We start from the raw sequence: 16,599 nt of genomic DNA on the forward strand, positions 1-16,599 counted from the left end.
CACGCCATCGATGGAGCCCTCGCAGTCCCTCGAGGTTGAAATCACCTTCGACGTGGACCCAGAAACCGAGGTCCCCGATTGGACCCAGGTTCCACTGGTCGTCACTGTCGCCGAGCCGGAAGTGCGTGAACTCGACGCCGTCTACTACGACACCGCAGAGTACGTCCTCGGCAGAGCCGGCTACGCGCTTCGGCGCCGAGAAGGTGGGCCCGATGCGGGCTGGCATCTGAAAGGGCCCCGCCAGGGCTCCGGCCGGATGGAGACCGGCTGGCCGCTCGACATCGGTGGCGACACGGCATCCGTGACCGGCGTCCCGCCCGAGATCGCCGCGCATATCGGGGATCTGACGACGGACCCGCTGGTCGTGATCGCCCGCATCCGCAACACGCGCACCGCGTACGCGCTCCGGGATGCCGAGGGCGGCATCCTCGCCGAGATGGTCGATGACCGCGTGCGCACGCGCGACGAGCAGCGGGGGATGGAGCAGGCGTGGCGCGAGTGGGAGATCGAACTCGGGCCGGCAGCTCCAGAGGATGCGGATGCCTGTGCCGCGTTCTTCGACGCGGTGACCGTCGCCGCATACGCCAAGGGCGCGCGCGAGGCCTCGAGTGACTCGAAGCTCGCACGCGCCCTGGGCGTGTGAGGCCTGACCCGCTGGTCAGATGTTGATCATGTGGCCGGCAAGGCCGTGGAAGGCCTCCTGCACGGCTTCCGACAGCGTCGGGTGGGTGTGGACGTTGCGCGCCGCCTCGAGGGCGGTGAGGTCCCACTTCTGAGCCAGGGTGAGCTCGGGCAGTAGCTCCGAGACGTCCGGGCCGATCATGTGGGCACCGAGCAGTTCGAGGTGCTCGCCGTCGGCGATGACCTTCACGAAACCGACGGCTTCGCCCAGGCCGTTCGCCTTGCCGTTGGCGCTGAAGGGGAACTTCGCGACCTTGACGTCGTAGCCGGCATCCCGGGCCTGCGCCTCGGTCAGGCCGAAGCTGGCGACCTGCGGCGAGCAGAACGTCGCACGCGGCATCATGCGGTAGTCGCCGAGCGTCATGGTCTCGGCCTTGCCGATCGTCTCGGCGGCGACAACGCCCTGCGCCTCGGCGACGTGGGCAAGCTGCAGCTTGGCGGTCACGTCACCGATCGCGTAGATGTGCGGCACGTTCGTGCGCATGTGGTCATCGATGTCGATGGCGCCGCGGTCGGTGAGCTTCACACCGGTCTTGTCGAGCCCGAAGCCCTCGACGCGCGGCGCGAACCCGATCGACATGAGCACCTTGTCGGCGTCGATCGAGCCCTGGGCGCCGTCGTTGTTGCCGGTGTAGGCAACCGTGACGCGGTCGCCGTGGTCGGTGACGCTCTCAACCTTGGTCGAGGTAAGGATCTCGATGCCGTACTTCTTGTACTGGCGCGCGATCTCTTTCGAAACCTCGGCGTCCTCGTTGGGAAGTGCACGGTCGAGGAACTCGATGATCGTGACCTTCACGCCGTAGTTCGACAGCACGTACGCGAACTCCATGCCGATGGCTCCGGCGCCGACGATCACGATGGACTTCGGCAGCTCACGGGTGAGGATCTGCTCTTCGTACGTGACGACGTTCTCGCTCAGGCTCACGCCGGGGAGCAGACGCACCGTCGAACCAGTCGCGATGATCGCGTTGTCGAAGGTGACGGTCTCGGTGCCACCCTCAGCGGTCTTGACCTCGATCGTGTGGTCGTCGACGAACGAGCCACGGCCGTCGTACTCCGTGATCTTGTTCTTCTTCATCAGGTAGTGGATGCCCTTGACGTGGCCGGCCGCCACCTCACGGCTGCGGTCCCAGGCGACACCGAAGTCGAAGTGCACATCGCCCGAAATGCCGAACAGATCGGCCTTCGCGTGGAACGTGTGAGCGAGGTCGGCGTTGCGCAGCAGCGCCTTCGAGGGGATGCATCCCACGTTCAGGCACACCCCACCCCAGTACTTCTCTTCGATGACCGCTGTAGACAGGCCCAGCTGAGCGCTGCGAACGGCCGCGACATAGCCGCCGGGGCCGGCACCAAGGATGACGACGTCGTAGTGAGGCATGGTCCCAGCCTATCCCTCGGAGACAATCCGCCGGCGCCAGCAGCCGGGTTGAGAACAGCGACGACCCACTCGACATCCGCCTGCCAAATCCGACTATCCTGGGGAGCCTGAGGAGGCCTCCCGTGGAACACAATGCGCCCGCTGAACCCGACGAAATCCGTCGCGCCTCCGGCGACCCCGGAGCCGCTGCTCCCGGTGGTCGAGGCACGGATACGACGGCTTCATTCGGACACGATTCCGACTTGTCATTCGTGCCATTCGGCGCCGAACTGACCGAGGTCGAGCTCGAGGCGATCGAGGCGTTGCCGTCGGGGTCGGCACTCATGATCGTCCGGTCGGGCCCCACCGCGGGCGCCCGCTACCTATTGGATGCCGACGTGACGACGGTCGGCCGCCACCCCGAGGCAGACATCTTCTTCGATGATGTGACGGTCTCTCGCCGTCACGCCGAGATCACCCGCTCCGGTACGACGTTCGAGCTGGTCGATCAGCGCTCGCTCAACGGCACGTACGTGAACGGCGAGCGCGTGGACCGGGCCGTCCTGACGAACGGCTCAGAGGCGCGCGTCGGCAAGTTCCGGTTGAACTTCTTCGTCTCGCCGGCTGACCTCGAGCCCGCGGCGGACCAGTGATGGCGGGCGTTCCCGCCCGTGATCGCGCCTCGTCTGCGGGGCTTCTGAGCATCGGCCAAGTCCTCGCGCGGCTCTCTCCCGAGTTTCCCGGGCTCAGTTCGAGCAAACTGCGCTTCCTCGAAGTACAGGGCATCGTCACTCCGACCAGGACCGAGTCGGGATACCGCAAGTTCGCACCCGCGGATGTCGAGCGGCTACGGCTTGCGCTCACGCTGCAGCGCGATCACTATCTGCCCCTCCATGTCATCCGGGGGTACCTCGATGATGTGGATGCCGGGCGCGACCCGGTCACCCCGATCCCCGCGCCGCCGACCTCGATCGTCGCGGCGCCGCGGCGCTATCGGCGTGACGAGTTGCTCGCTGCTGCCGGGGCTGCACCGCAGCTGCTCAACGACGCGATCAGCACCGGGGTGATCGCCGCCGCCGAAAGCTACACGGAGCAGACCGTGGCGCTGCTGCGGTGCCTGGTGGCCCTCGATCGCCACGGTATCGAGCCCCGTCACATCAGGACGCTGCGTCAGAGTGCCGAGCGTGACGCCGCCCTCGTCGAATCCGCCGTCGCGCCGCTGTCCCGCCGCACCGATGCAACATCCCGAGGCAGAGCCGAGGAACTCGCGCCCGAATTGGCGCGTCGCCTGGAGGAAGTGCGCTCGATCTTCTTGCGCTCGGCCCTCGAACGATTCCTCTCATAGTGCGACACGCCGAGACGCAACGGCCGGATGTCGTTGCCCGAGCCTCTCGGCTGATCTAGCGTTGACATGTCCGATCGAACTGGGGAGGTTGCCATGACGGCACGCGAGGCGGAGTCGACGCCCAGCCTGACGGCAGACCTCTTGTTCACCGACGGCCTTCCGGCCCTCGACGACGAGGTCGGCTACCGCGGAGCAGTCGCTGCGCGAGCTGCCGGCATCACGTATCGTCAGTTGGACTACTGGGCTCGCACCGAACTCGTCGAGCCGACCGTGCGCGGGGCCTCAGGCTCCGGGTCGCAGCGTCTCTACGGTTTCCGCGACATCCTCGTGCTCAAGCTCGTGAAGCGGCTGCTCGACACGGGCATCTCACTCCAGCAGATCCGCACCGCCGTCGAGCAGCTGCGTGCCGCCGGCATCCGTGATCTTGCCGGCACCACCCTCATGAGCGATGGCGCCTCGGTCTACCTGTGCACCTCGAACGATGAGGTCATCGACCTCGTCAGCCGCGGGCAGGGCGTGTTCGGCATCGCGGTCGGCAAGGTGTGGCGTGAGGTCGAGTCGACGCTCGTCGAGTTCGACCCGCAGGCACCGGATGCCGTCGACGAACTCGCCGCGCGGCGCGCCGCGCGCTCAGCCTGAGCCGCACAACGCCGGCTCCCCGACCTCTGCATCCGCTCTGCGATCCGCGAGACTGCAGTCTGCCCGCGAGGCTGCGCGTTTCTGACGCACTCTGGCGGGCACGGTGCAGTCTCGGCGAGGGTGGGTTCCGCGGGCGCGGGACGGCGCCTCATCAGGGCGGCGGCGTGATCAGGATGCCGCGGCGTCGGGGGAGGGGATACGCCCCGTGCGCATAACGCGGTCCAGGATCGCATCGAAGTCTGCTGCCAGCTCCTGAGCCGAGTCGCCGGGCCAAATGTGGAGCGGCTTTGCCGCACCCTGAGCCTGCTGCAGCGATGTGCGCTCGGGCAGCTGAGGCGAGAGCACCAGCGGGCCGAACATCTCGCGCAGTTCCTTGATGCGGAACTGGTGCTCGATCGACTGGGGGCGCACCCGGTTGACCACGATGCCCAGCGGTTGAAGACGGGGGGAGAGGCCGCGACGGATCTCTTCGATCGCACGCAGGGCCCGGTCAGCTGCCGCAACCGAGAACAGGCCCGGCTCGGTGATGACGATCACGCGGTCGCTCGCTGCCCACGCCGTTCGCGTCAGTGCGTTGAGGGAGGGAGCACAGTCGATGAGGACCAGGTCGTAGTCGGCCTCGATGGTCGCCAGTGCCTCCTCGAGCTTCCACACGTCGCGGACGCTCGGATGCGGGCCATCGAAGTTGATCGCCGAGGGCGACCCGATCATGACGTCGATCGTGCCGGGGTGGACCTTCGCCCAGCCGCTGGCGGTGATCGCCTGGCGCACGACCTTCTCTTTCGGGTTGGCCAGGACGTCGGCGACGTTGAGCTTGCCGGCCACCTGGATGTCCATGCCGGTGGAGACATCCGACTGAGGGTCGAGATCGACCACGAGGGTGCGGACACCTCGGGCGAAGGCGGCGGAGGCAAGCCCCAGCGTGACAGTGGTCTTGCCGACACCACCCTTGAGCGAGCTCACCGACAGTACGTGCACGAGGCTCTACGTTACCGTCCCCTAGGCTGGGTGCACACTCAGGCAGGCCCCGTCACCAACAGCGAGGTGTGATGTTCCGCAAGATCCTGGTAGCAAACCGCGGCGAGATTGCGATCCGAGCCTTCCGAGCGGCCTTCGAACTCGGGGCCCGCACCGTGGCTGTCTATCCCTACGAGGATCGCTACTCGTTGCACCGGCTGAAGGCCGACGAGGCCTACCAGATCGGCGAGCCGGGGCATCCGGTGCGCGCCTACCTGGATGTCGACGAGATCATCCGCGTCGCCCGAGAGAGCGGCGCCGACGCCATCTACCCGGGCTACGGCTTCCTCTCCGAGAACCCGGAACTGGCCGAGAAAGCTGCAGCAGCCGGCATCACCTTCATCGGGCCCCCCGCCGCGGTCCTCGAGATGGCTGGCAACAAGGTCACGGCCAAGCAGCACGCCGTGGGTGCCGGGGTGCCGGTGCTGCGGTCGACGGATGCTTCGGACGATGTCGACGCGCTCGTGGCGCAGTCTGCCGAGATCGGCTTCCCCATCTTCGTCAAGGCGGTCGCCGGCGGTGGCGGGCGCGGCATGCGCCGGGTCGAGACCGCGGATGAGCTGCCGCCGGCTCTTGCCGAGGCGATGCGCGAGGCGGGCAGCGCGTTCGGTGACCCGCGAGTGTTCCTCGAGCAGGCAGTGCAGCGCCCGCGGCACGTCGAGGTGCAGATCCTCGCCGACAGCGCCGGCCACACCGTTCACCTGTTCGAGCGTGACTGCTCGGTGCAGCGTCGCCACCAGAAGGTGATCGAGATCGCGCCGGCGCCGAACCTCGACCCGACGGTTCGCGATGACCTGCACCGCTACGCCGTGGCATTTGCCGAGTCGATCGGCTACGAGAACGCGGGCACCGTCGAATTCCTCCTCGAAACCGCGGGCCCCCGCACCGGCGAGGTCGTGTTCATCGAGATGAACCCCCGCATCCAGGTCGAGCACACCGTCACCGAAGAGGTCACGGATGTCGACCTCGTCCAGTCGCAGATGCTGATCGCCGCGGGTGCGAGCCTCGAGGAGCTGGGACTTCAGCAGGAGAACATCCGACTTCGAGGTGCCGCACTGCAGTGCCGCATCACGACCGAAGATCCCACTCAGGGGTTCCGTCCCGACACCGGCAAGATCACGACCTACCGGTCGCCGGGCGGTGCCGGCATCCGGCTCGATGGGGGCACGACCGCGGCAGGATCCCAGATCAGCCCGCACTTCGACTCGATGCTCGCAAAACTCACCTGCCGCGGGCGCGACTTCGGCGCCGCCGTGCTGCGGGCCAGGCGTGCGCTTGCCGAGTTCCGCATCCGCGGGGTCTCGACCAACATCCCATTCCTGCAGGCTGTGCTCGAAGACCCGGCTTTCCTCGTCGGCGACCTGTCGACGGCGTTCATCGACGAGCGGCCCGAGCTGCTGCGCGGGCGGGAGTCCAAGGACCGCGGCTCGAAGATGCTGAACTGGTTGGTCGACGTCACCGTCAACCGCCCCAACGGCGACAACCCGCTGACGGTCACCCCCGCTCTCAAGCTTCCCGCCGCCGATCTGACCCAGGAGCCGCCCGCGGGCTCGCGCCAGCGTCTGCTCCAGCTTGGCCCGGAAGGATTCGCCCGCGCGCTGCGCGAACAGACTCCGCTCGCCGTCACCGAGACGACCTTCCGCGATGCGCACCAGTCGTTGCTTGCCACGCGCGTGCGCACGAAGGATCTGGTCGCTGTAGCGCCCTACGTCGCTCGGCTCACGCCCGAGCTGCTCTCGGTCGAGGCGTGGGGCGGGGCCACCTACGACGTGGCGCTGCGCTTCCTCGGTGAAGACCCGTGGGAGCGGCTGGACCGCCTTCGGGAGGCCCTGCCGAACGTCGCGATCCAGATGCTGCTGCGCGGGCGCAACACGGTGGGATACACGCCGTACCCGACGGAGGTCACCGACGCGTTCGTCGCCGAGGCCGCAGCCAGTGGCGTCGACATCTTCCGCATCTTCGACGCGCTCAACGACGTCTCCCAGATGCGTCCCGCGATCGACAGCGTGCTGGCCACCGGCACCGCCGTCGCGGAGGTCGCCATGTGCTACACCGGCGACCTGCTCAGCCCCGGCGAGGACCTCTACACCCTCGACTACTACCTGCGGCTTGCCGATCAGATCGTCGCCTCCGGCGCGCACATCCTCGCGATCAAAGACATGGCAGGGCTGTTGCGGCCCGCGGCGGCATCCCGGCTCGTCGCGGCGCTGCGCGACCGCTTCGACCTGCCCGTGCACGTCCACACCCACGACACCGCCGGTGGGCAGCTGGCGACGCTGCTGGCGGCATCCGCGGCCGGTGCCGACGCCGTCGATGTCGCTGCCGCACCGATGGCCGGCACCACGAGCCAGCCCTCGCTCTCCGCGCTCGTGGCGGCCCTTGCCAACACCGACCGGGACACCGGAATCGACCTGGAGGCGGCATCCGACCTGGAACCGTACTGGGAGGCGGTGCGTCACCTGTACCGCCCCTTCGAGTCCGGTCTTCCCGGCCCCACCGGCCGGATCTACCGGCATGAGATCCCGGGCGGCCAGCTGTCGAACCTTCGCCAGCAGGCGATCGCCCTGGGACTTGCCGAGGACTTCGAGCTCATCGAGGACCTGTATGCGGCGGCCAACGACATCCTCGGGCGCGTCCCCAAGGTCACCCCGTCCTCGAAGGTCGTGGGAGACCTGGCGCTGCACCTGGCTGCGGTGAAGGCCGACCCCGCCGACTTCGCGGCAAACCCCGAGCGCTACGACATCCCGGACTCGGTAGTCGGCTTCATGGCCGGCGAACTCGGCGATCTGCCCGGTGGCTGGCCCGAACCCTTCCGCTCGAAGGTCCTGCAGGGGCGCGAGCATCACGTCGGCTCGGCACCGTTGCAGGCAGAGGATGCCGAGAAGCTCGCCGGGTCGTCCGTCGAGCGTCGCGCGACCCTCAACCGGCTGCTGTTCCCGGCGCCGACCAAAGAGTTCGAGCGTGTCCGGGACACGTTCGGCGATGTCAGCGTGCTCGACACCGTCGACTATCTCTATGGACTCGAACACGGCGCCGAACACGTCGTCGAGATCGAGCGCGGTGTACAGCTGTTCGTCGGGCTCGAAGCGATCGGCGAGGCCGATGAGAAGGGCATGCGGACCGTCATGACCACGCTCAACGGTCAGCTGCGCCCCGTCTTCGTGAGAGACCGCAGCATCTCTGTCGAGGTGCGCCAGGCCGAGAAGGCCGACACCTCGAAGCCCGGCCAGGTGGCTGCACCGTTCGCGGGCGTCGTCACACTGAAGACCGCCGAAGGCGATCGGGTTTCCGCGGGTCAGCCGGTTGCCTCGATCGAGGCGATGAAGATGGAAGCCGCCATCACGTCGCCGGTCGACGGTGTCGTCGAACGGCTCGTGATCGGGTCCCCGCAGCAGGTCGACGCCGGAGATCTTTTGCTCGTCGTGCGACCCGCCGGATAGCCTGAGGGGCGGCGCATCGCGCCACAACGACGGCAGGGAGAGCACGTGGCAGATCGATCGGACCCGGAACGAGCGGAGACCGAAGAGCACGGCATCCTCGACGAGGAGCGCGTGGACACCTCTGGGATCTTCCTCGGCGGGTCGACGGCGCAGGTCGACGTGACCCTTCCGGTGCCCGCCGATGACGACGACTCGATCGACGAGGACTTCGACGAAACTTCCGGTCCGGCGCACATCGCGGCCGACTACGGCATGCCCCTGCACACCGACACGGCAGAAGCCGAGATCATCGATGACGTCGACGAGACCCCGGTGGACGCAGAGCACGCGACCCACGTCTACGACACGCACGCAAACGACACGCACGCATACGACACGCATGCAAACGACACCGACACCCACGACGCTGACATCGAGGATGCCGTGGAAGAGGCCCGGGAGGATGCCGTGGCAGACCGCGAAGACGAGCCCACAGCGCCCGCCGAGCGCGTCGCTGTTCCCGTGGCGCAGCCGGTCCGTGCCGTCGAGCCCTCACCGGTGGCCTTCGATGTGACGCTCGCCTCGAAGCGACTGGGTGAGCTCGAGGTCAGCCGGGAGGGTGCCGACGTGCTCACCGCCGACCGCCTGCTCGATCCGCATCACGTCGCGAAGGTGGAGCCCGAGGGTTTCTGGCAAAGTGCGCTGTACCGGGCATCCGGCACTCTGATCAACCTCGGCGACAGCAAGAAGGCGCGTGAGCGCAAGGAGCTGAGCCGGCGCATTGCGGCGCCGCTTCCCGGGGGAGCACGCTTCGTGCCGGTTCTCAGCCGCAAGGGCGGTGTCGGCAAGACCACCGTCACGACGCTGCTCGGGATGGCGCTGGCCGACGCCCGCGATGACCGCGTCGTCGCTGTCGATGCGAACCCCGACCGTGGCACGCTCGCCGAGCGGATCGCCCGCACCAGCGGCAAGACGATCCGCGATCTCGTGCGGATCAAAGACGAGGTCGTCGGCTACAACGACCTCTCGACGATCGTCGCCCGCGACGAGACGCGACTTGATGTGCTCGCCTCGGATGCCGACCCGCGTGTCTCCGAGGCCTTCGGCGATGATGACTACCGCGCCGCTGCCGAGGTCGCGGCGCACTACTACTCGGTGGTCCTCACCGACACGGGAACCGGCATCGTGCACTCCGTGATGTCGGCAACCCTGGAACGTGCCGACTCACTGGTCGTGGTCGCAGGCCTCAGCATCGACGAAGCACGCCTGGCATCCGAGACCTTGACGTGGCTCGAGACCAACGGATACGGCGATCGGGTTCGAAACGCCGTCGTCGTTCTCAACACGACGCGTCCTGGCTCACCGTTGGTTCGCGCAGACGAGGTCGAGGCTCACTTCCGCACGCGCGTCCGCTCGGTCATTCGGATGCCGTACGACTCCCACATCGCCTCGGGTGCGGCGATCGGCTTCCACGAGATCCACCCCGCGACCCGGGAAGCTGCCCGCCAGCTGGCAGCAGCGGTCGTCGAGTCGCTGCGCGTTCCGGCGACGGTCTGAGGCTCGAATGGCAGTTCGTCCCATCCGTGTGTTCGGTGACCCTGTCCTGAAGTCCCCGAGCGCTCCGATCGAGCAGATCGACGAGGGCACGAAGGCCCTGGTCGCCGACCTGCTCGACACCGTCGCCCTGCCGGGGCGCGCGGGAGTGGCAGCCCCCCAGATCGGGGTCGGCGTTCGCGCGTTCAGCTACAACGTGGACGGCGAGATCGGGTATGTCCTCAACCCCGTGCTCGTCTCGGTGTCGGGGGAGCCCGAGCTCGTGGGTGAAGGATGCCTGTCGGTGCCGGGCCTGTGGCATGACACCCTGCGCTATCCCCACGCTGTTGTGCACGGCATCGATCTCGACGGCAACCCCGTCGTGCTTGAGGGGGAAGGGCTCATGGCGCAGGCGCTTCAGCACGAGACCGATCACCTCGACGGGACTCTTTACCTGGACCGGCTGGACCCCGCGCGTCGCAAGCAAGCGATGCGCGAGGTCCGCGAGTCCGACTGGTTCTGATCCGGTCAGGCGGCGTCGGTTACGACAGCGACAGGTTCGACGTCGAGACCGGTACCGAGTAGAGCTCTTCGATCTGGTCGCTGAAGTCGGCCATGATCACGTTGCGCTTGATGCTCATCTTGGGCGTCAGATGACCGCTGGCCTCGGTCCATTCCGTGGGCAGGATGACGAACTTGCGGATCGACTCGGCACGTGAGACGAAGGCGTTGGCCTGGTCGATCGCCTTCTGCACCTCGGCGCGGACCGCGTCGTTGGTCGCGGCATCCTCGAGAGACATGTCGCCGGGCAGACCGTTGTTGGCCAGCCAGGTCGGCAGCATCTCAGGATCGAGGGTGACCAGGGCCGAGATGAAGGGCTTCTGATCGCCCACGACGACGACCTGCCCGACGATCGGATTCGCCCGAATCGGGTCTTCGAGCGCGGCGGGTGCGACGTTCTTTCCGCCTGCCGTGACGATGATCTCTTTCTTGCGGCCGGTGATGCGCAGGAAGCCGTCCTTGTCGAACGCTCCGATGTCACCGGTCTTGAACCACTCGCCATCGAATGCGGCGGCCGTGGCCTCGGGGTTGCGCCAGTACTCCTGGAAGACGTCGACGCCGCGCACCTCGATCTCACCGTCGTCCGCGATTCGCACGCCCACGCCGGGGAGCACCGGACCGACAGTTCCGATCCGGGACTTTCCGGGCAGGTTCACCGTCGCGGGGGCGGTGGTCTCAGTCAAGCCGTACCCCTCGAGGATGTCGACGCCGAGGCTGTGGAAGAAGTGGCCCAGGCGCTCGCCCAACGGTGCGGAACCCGACACGGCGTATTCGACGCGGCCGCCCATTGCCTCGCGGAGCTTGGAGTAGACGAGTCGATCGAACAGGCGGAACTTCAGGCCCATCATGAACGGGACCTTGCGCCCTTCCTGCACGTACTTCGAGTGCTCGATCGCGGTGTGCGCTGCGGCGCGGAAGATCTTGCCCTTGCCGCCGGCTTCTGCCTTCTGCTCGGCGGAGTTGTAGACCTTCTCGAACACGCGCGGCACTGCCAGAAGGTAACTGGGCTTGAAGGAGCCGAGCGCCGGAAGCAGCTGCTTCGTGTCGGGCTGGTGGCCGGTCTTGACGCCCGCGTGGACGTTGAGGATCGAGATGAATCGGGCGAAGACGTGTGCTGTCGTGATGAACAACAGCGTCGACGCGCCGGGCTTGGCGACGACCTCCTTCAGCGCCTCCGCCGAGTTGCGAGAGAGCTCGACGAAGTTGCTGTGCGTCAGCACGCAGCCCTTCGGGCGCCCGGTCGAACCGGAGGTGTAGATCAGCGTCGCGATATCGGCACCCACGGCAATCGAACGGCGGCGCTCGATCTCTTCGTCAGTGACTGACTTTCCCTGCTCGACGAGTGCGTCGAGGTCGCCCTTGTGCATCGCCCACGTGGAACGGACGTTGGGCAGTTCGGCGAGTGCCTCCTGCAACCGGGCCTCGTGATCGGCCGACTCGCAGATGCAGGCGACGGCGCCCGAATCCGAGAGGTTCCAGGCGATCTGGGTGGGGGAGCTGGTCTCGTAGATCGGGACCATGACGGCTCCCGCGAAGAAGATCGCGAAGTCGACCAGTGTCCACTCGTAGGTCGTGCGCGCGATGAAGCCGACCTTGTCGCCGGGCTCGATGCCACCGGCAACCAGACCCTTCGCGAGCGCGACCACCTGGTTCAGGAAATCGGATGCGGTGATATCACGCCATCCGCTGCCGTCGGGAACGGCGAACAGCGCCAACTGTGGCGTCTTCTTCACCCGTTCCACGAGTAGATCGGTCATGTTGGCCTGCGGGTCGGGGGCCACGACCGCGGGGGTATCGAACTGAACCACGGCAACTCCTTCGGTACCGGTGAAAAGCGGATCGGTTGACCGCCAATGCTACCGGATGAGACTCGATCTCAGGTGAAGTGACACCACGTTCCACCCGGATACTGCTTGTTCTTGCCGGGTTCGCCCGTGGTCTCAGCACGAGAGTACGGCGTGACTAGACTTCAGAGGCGTCGGCGACGGGGAAAGGAGCGTGCGAGCGGTGTTCTACTGGCTCATGAAGTACGTGGTCATCGGCCCCATCGTCAAGGCGATCTTCCGCCCCTGGATCGTTGGTCGCCGCAACATCCCCAAGACCGGCGCTGCGATCCTCGCGAGCAACCACCTGTCGTTCGCGGACTCGATCTTCCTTCCCCTGATGATCGACCGGCCCGTGACGTTCCTCGCCAAGAGCGACTACTTCACCGGCAAGGGGATTCGGGGGTGGGCGACGCGCGTGTTCTTCAAGGCCACCGGGCAGCTTCCCATCGACCGTTCCGGCGGCAAGGCCTCCGAGGCATCCCTCAACACCGGGCTCCAGGTCCTGGGTCGCGGCGACCTCTTGGGCATCTACCCGGAGGGCACACGCAGTCCCGACGGGCAGCTCTACCGCGGGCGCACCGGCATCGCCCGGATGGCCCTGGAAGCCCGCGTCCCCGTCGTGCCGTGCGTCATGGTCGACACCGACACCATGATGCCGATCGGCCAGCGGGTTCCGAACGTCGTGCGCGTCGGCGTCGTCATCGGCGAACCCCTCGATTTCTCCCGCTTCCACGGGATGGAGGGGGACCGCTACATCCTCCGCTCCATCACCGACGAGATCATGGTCGCGTTGCAGCGGCTGGGGGAACAGAAGTACGACGACGTGTACGCGTCGACGGTCAAGAACCGGGCCGCCCCGCCGCGCTCTGAGGCAGTTCCCGCCCCGATAGACTGAGCGGATGCTCCTCAAGACCGACCCGCTCGACCACTGGCGCACGCTCCCGATCAAGCAGCAGCCGTCGTGGTATGCGCCGGAGGCCGCCGCCGAGGTATCGGCTGAGCTCGCGACACTCCCGCCGCTCGTCTTCGCCGGCGAGGTCGACATCCTTCGCGAGAAGCTCGGGCGCGCCGCCGCCGGGCAGGCGTTCCTGCTGCAGGGCGGAGACTGCGCCGAGACCTTCGCGGGTGCGACTGCCGAGCAGATCCGCAACCGCATCAAGACCGTGCTGCAGATGGCAGTCGTCTTGACCTACGGCGCCTCGATGCCTGTCGTCAAGATGGGACGCATGGCCGGGCAGTTCGCCAAGCCCCGCTCGTCGGACACCGAAACCCGCGGAGACGTCACCCTTCCCGCGTACCGCGGCGACATCGTCAACGGCTACGACTTCACCGAAGCTTCGCGGCGAGCGGACCCGGCACGGATGCTGAAGGCGTACCACACTGCAGCATCGACGCTGAACCTCATCCGTGCGTTCACGCAGGGTGGGTTCGCCGACCTGCGTGAGGTGCACAGCTGGAACAAGGGCTTCGCGCAGAACCCCGCGAACCAGCGCTACGAGCGCCTGGCGACCGAGATCGACCGCGCCATCAAGTTCATGGAAGCCGCGGGCGCCGACTTCGACGAACTGCGACGCGTCGAGTTCTACACCGGGCACGAGGGCCTGCTCATGGACTACGAGCGCCCGATGACCCGGATCGACTCCCGCACCGGAACGCCGTACAACACGTCGAGCCACTTCCTGTGGATCGGGGAGCGCACCCGCGAACTCGACGGTGCGCACGTCGACTACTTCTCGCGCATCCGCAACCCCATTGGGGTCAAGCTCGGCCCGACCACGACTCCCGAGACCGCGCTGGCCCTCATCGACAAGTTGGATCCGGAGCGCGAGCCGGGCCGTCTGACCTTCATCACCCGCATGGGTGCCGGCAAGATCCGCGACGCGCTGCCTCCGCTGCTCGAAGCCATCAAGGACTCGGGCGCGACCCCGCTGTGGGTCACCGACCCTATGCATGGCAACGGCATCACGTCGCAGACGGGCTACAAGACCCGTCGCTTCGACGATGTGGTCGACGAGGTGCGCGGGTTCTTCGAAGCCCACCGGGCCGTCGGTACGCACCCGGGCGGCATCCACGTCGAACTGACTGGAGATGACGTCACCGAGTGCCTCGGTGGATCCGAGATGATCGACGAAGCGGGTCTGGCAACGCGCTACGAGTCGCTGTGCGACCCGCGACTGAACCACATGCAGTCGCTGGAGCTCGCCTTCCTCGTCGCCGAGGAGCTCGAGAAGCGCTGAGCGCCGGGCGGGTCAGTCGTTCCCGCCGCCATTGCCCCCGCCGTTACCGCCACCGATCCCGATATCGGTGATGGTGATGACGGTGCCGGGCACGTGGAAGGTTCCCGCCTTCGGGTCGATCTCATTGACGCGGAACACGTCCCAGAGGCTGCCCTCCGGCAGCGCCGTCTCGGCCTGGAACCCGGCATCCTCGAGCACGGTGACCGCGTCGCGCACCGACAGACCGATGACCGCGGGCACCTCTACCGGCTGAACACCCTTGGACACGACAAGGGTCACCGTGTCACCCGGGCGCCATTGTCCGCCATCCTCGCGCTCGGCGATGCCGATGACCTCACCGGCGGCGACGTCGTTGTCGTACTGCGCTATGTTCTCGCCCGACACACTCAGACCCGCGGATTCGAGCGTTTGGGTAGCGGCTTCCACCGACATACCCCGGACGTCGGGCACGGGACCGAGCGAGACAGTCAGCGTGACGGTATCGCCCTCGAACGCCGTGCACCCGTCCGTGCAGTTCACCGGATCGCTCTGCAGGCGCGGCGTGAGAGAGACCGCGACGACGGTGCCGGCTGGGGCATCGGAGAAGAGCTCGGCGTCGGGTTCCGTGACGATGAGCTGATAACCGGTGAGTGTCGCGCGCGCATCGGCCGCTGACTGCCCTGCCACCGAGGGGATGTCGTGCTGAGCCGGGCCCAGCGACACGAAGATCCGAACCGTCGACTCCTTGTCGACGCGGTCGCCCGCCGGGGGATCGGTACGGATGACAACACCCTGTTCGACCTCGAGGCTGTTCTCACCCGCCTGCTCCGGAACGAGGTTCTGGGCCTCGACGGCCGCAGCTGCGCCCTCGTAGTCCAGTCCCGCGACGGCGGGGACGGAGACCTGCGAACCGGGGCCGGACCCGAACCACCACCCGGCCCCGGCGGCGAGGGCCGCCAGGAGGATCACGACGGTGACGATCCAGGCGGTGCGCGCGCCCTGGCGGTTCGCCGAGCGCCGCAGACGTGCCGCGTTGTCGACCTCGGAATGCACGGCAGTCGCGCCGGTGGTGGCGGGAAGAACCTTGGTCAGCTCGCTCGGATCCTCGCGGTCGATCATCCCGGAGGTCGCCGCCGTGACGACCTGCGGTGAGATGCCGAGGTTTCGCTCGATCTCCCGAATCCGCTGCAACATTTCCATCGCGTCGGCTGGTCGATCGTCGGGCTTCTTCTCGGTCGACCACAGCACGAGCTCATCAAGCTGCTCGGGAACCCCCGGGTTCTTGACGCTCGGGCGGGGGACCGAGTCGGTCGCGTGCTGGAACGCAATCTGCATCGGCTGTTCACCGCGATAGGGCTGCTCACCGGTCAGCATTTCGTAGAGCATGATCCCGAGGCTGTAGATGTCGCTGCGGGCATCCGCGGTGCCCCGGGTGACCAACTCGGGGGCAAGGTAGGCGATCGTCCCCATCAGCTGTGCGCCGGTCGCCGTGTTCGCGCTCGTTGCCCGCGCGAGGCCGAAGTCCCCGATCTTGATGCGGCCGTCCTCTGCCAGCAGGACGTTCTCAGGCTTGACGTCGCGATGGATGATGCCGGCCCGGTGCGCCGCGGCAAGGCCCGAGAGGACGGCATCCATGATCGAGATCGTCTGCGGCACTGTCAGTCGCTTCTCTTCGCGAAGTAGTTCGCGCAGCGTGATGCCGGGGAGGTACTCCATCACGAGATACGCGATCTCGCCGTCGCTGCCCTGATCGAAGACGTTCACAACGTGGGGGTCTGCGAGCCGTGCTGCCGCACGGGCTTCCTGGATGAACCGGCTCTGGAAGACCGTGTCATCGCTCAAGTGACCGTGCATGACCTTCAGCGCTACACGGCGCTCAAGGCGCAGGTCCGTCGCAACGTAGACGGTGGCCATGCCGCCCCGAGCGATCCGGGCGCGCACCCGGTATCGGCCGTCGACGAGACGGCCGATCAACGGATCGGTTTGCGCGCTGGTGCTCACGCAC

Annotated in this window: 13 protein-coding genes; 9 read left to right on the forward strand and 4 right to left on the reverse strand. The window is 67.2% G+C overall.

The genetic code is table 11. From position 1 onward, the window contains the following. The first annotated feature begins 10 nt into the window (after window positions 1-10). Window positions 11-643 (forward strand): CYTH domain-containing protein, encoded by a 633-nt coding sequence (locus LL236_RS09825; protein ID WP_228178567.1) that lies wholly within the window; start codon window positions 11-13, stop codon window positions 641-643. Window positions 644-658: 15 nt separating this feature from the next. Here LL236_RS09825 and lpdA read toward each other — a convergent pair whose 3' ends face one another. Further along, a complete protein-coding gene (gene lpdA, locus LL236_RS09830; RefSeq protein ID WP_228178568.1) occupies window positions 659-2,059 on the reverse strand; it encodes a dihydrolipoyl dehydrogenase in 1,401 nt (466 codons plus the stop codon). 122 nt (window positions 2,060-2,181) lie between these two features. Here lpdA and LL236_RS09835 point away from each other — a divergent pair, with 122 nt between their 5' ends. The 3 genes from LL236_RS09835 to LL236_RS09845 all read left to right on the forward strand — a co-directional run bounded on the left by LL236_RS09835 (window position 2,182) and on the right by LL236_RS09845 (window position 4,022). Further along, window positions 2,182-2,691, forward strand: coding sequence for an FHA domain-containing protein (locus LL236_RS09835; protein WP_374198023.1), 510 nt, complete (start codon window positions 2,182-2,184; stop codon window positions 2,689-2,691). Next, window positions 2,691-3,383 (forward strand): transcriptional regulator FtsR, encoded by a 693-nt coding sequence (gene ftsR, locus LL236_RS09840; protein ID WP_228178569.1) that lies wholly within the window; start codon window positions 2,691-2,693, stop codon window positions 3,381-3,383. The genes LL236_RS09835 and ftsR overlap by 1 nt, the downstream gene beginning before the upstream one ends. A 93-nt stretch (window positions 3,384-3,476) precedes the next feature. Continuing rightward, a complete protein-coding gene (locus LL236_RS09845) occupies window positions 3,477-4,022 on the forward strand; it encodes a MerR family transcriptional regulator (RefSeq protein WP_228178570.1) in 546 nt (181 codons plus the stop codon). Between the two features lie 168 nt (window positions 4,023-4,190). Here LL236_RS09845 and LL236_RS09850 read toward each other — a convergent pair whose 3' ends face one another. Next, window positions 4,191-5,000: a ParA family protein gene (locus tag LL236_RS09850; RefSeq protein WP_228178571.1), complete on the reverse strand. Its 810-nt coding sequence runs from the start codon at window positions 4,998-5,000 to the stop codon at window positions 4,191-4,193. A gap of 71 nt (window positions 5,001-5,071) precedes the next feature. Between LL236_RS09850 and LL236_RS09855 the strand changes: the two genes are divergently transcribed. The 3 genes from LL236_RS09855 to LL236_RS09865 are packed head-to-tail and all read left to right on the forward strand — an operon-like array spanning window position 5,072 to window position 10,514. Then, window positions 5,072-8,479 carry a pyruvate carboxylase gene (locus LL236_RS09855; protein ID WP_228178572.1) on the forward strand — a complete coding sequence of 1,136 codons (3,408 nt, stop codon included), beginning with the start codon at window positions 5,072-5,074 and terminating at the stop codon, window positions 8,477-8,479. A gap of 45 nt (window positions 8,480-8,524) precedes the next feature. Then, window positions 8,525-10,015, forward strand: a complete 1,491-nt coding sequence (locus LL236_RS09860) for a MinD/ParA family ATP-binding protein (protein WP_228178573.1) — start codon at window positions 8,525-8,527, stop codon at window positions 10,013-10,015. A 7-nt stretch (window positions 10,016-10,022) separates the two neighbouring features. Further along, entirely contained in the window at window positions 10,023-10,514 is a 492-nt protein-coding gene (locus tag LL236_RS09865; protein ID WP_228178574.1) for a peptide deformylase, read from the forward strand. Between the two features lie 19 nt (window positions 10,515-10,533). On the opposite strand, the gene LL236_RS09870 is transcribed toward LL236_RS09865, so the two are convergent. Beyond that, on the reverse strand, window positions 10,534-12,360 hold the full coding sequence (locus LL236_RS09870) for an AMP-dependent synthetase/ligase (RefSeq protein WP_228178575.1): 1,827 nt from the start codon (window positions 12,358-12,360) through the stop codon (window positions 10,534-10,536). Between the two features lie 199 nt (window positions 12,361-12,559). Here LL236_RS09870 and LL236_RS09875 point away from each other — a divergent pair, with 199 nt between their 5' ends. After that, window positions 12,560-13,273, forward strand: coding sequence for a lysophospholipid acyltransferase family protein (locus tag LL236_RS09875; protein ID WP_228178678.1), 714 nt, complete (start codon window positions 12,560-12,562; stop codon window positions 13,271-13,273). Between the two features lie 4 nt (window positions 13,274-13,277). Further along, entirely contained in the window at window positions 13,278-14,615 is a 1,338-nt protein-coding gene (locus tag LL236_RS09880; protein ID WP_228178576.1) for a class II 3-deoxy-7-phosphoheptulonate synthase, read from the forward strand. 12 nt (window positions 14,616-14,627) lie between these two features. On the opposite strand, the gene pknB is transcribed toward LL236_RS09880, so the two are convergent. After that, on the reverse strand, window positions 14,628-16,595 hold the full coding sequence (pknB, locus tag LL236_RS09885) for a Stk1 family PASTA domain-containing Ser/Thr kinase (RefSeq protein ID WP_228178577.1): 1,968 nt from the start codon (window positions 16,593-16,595) through the stop codon (window positions 14,628-14,630). Window positions 16,596-16,599 lie beyond the last annotated feature (4 nt).

The sequence above is a fragment of the Microbacterium schleiferi genome, assembly GCF_020781975.1.
In the GTDB taxonomy this organism is placed as follows: domain Bacteria; phylum Actinomycetota; class Actinomycetes; order Actinomycetales; family Microbacteriaceae; genus Microbacterium.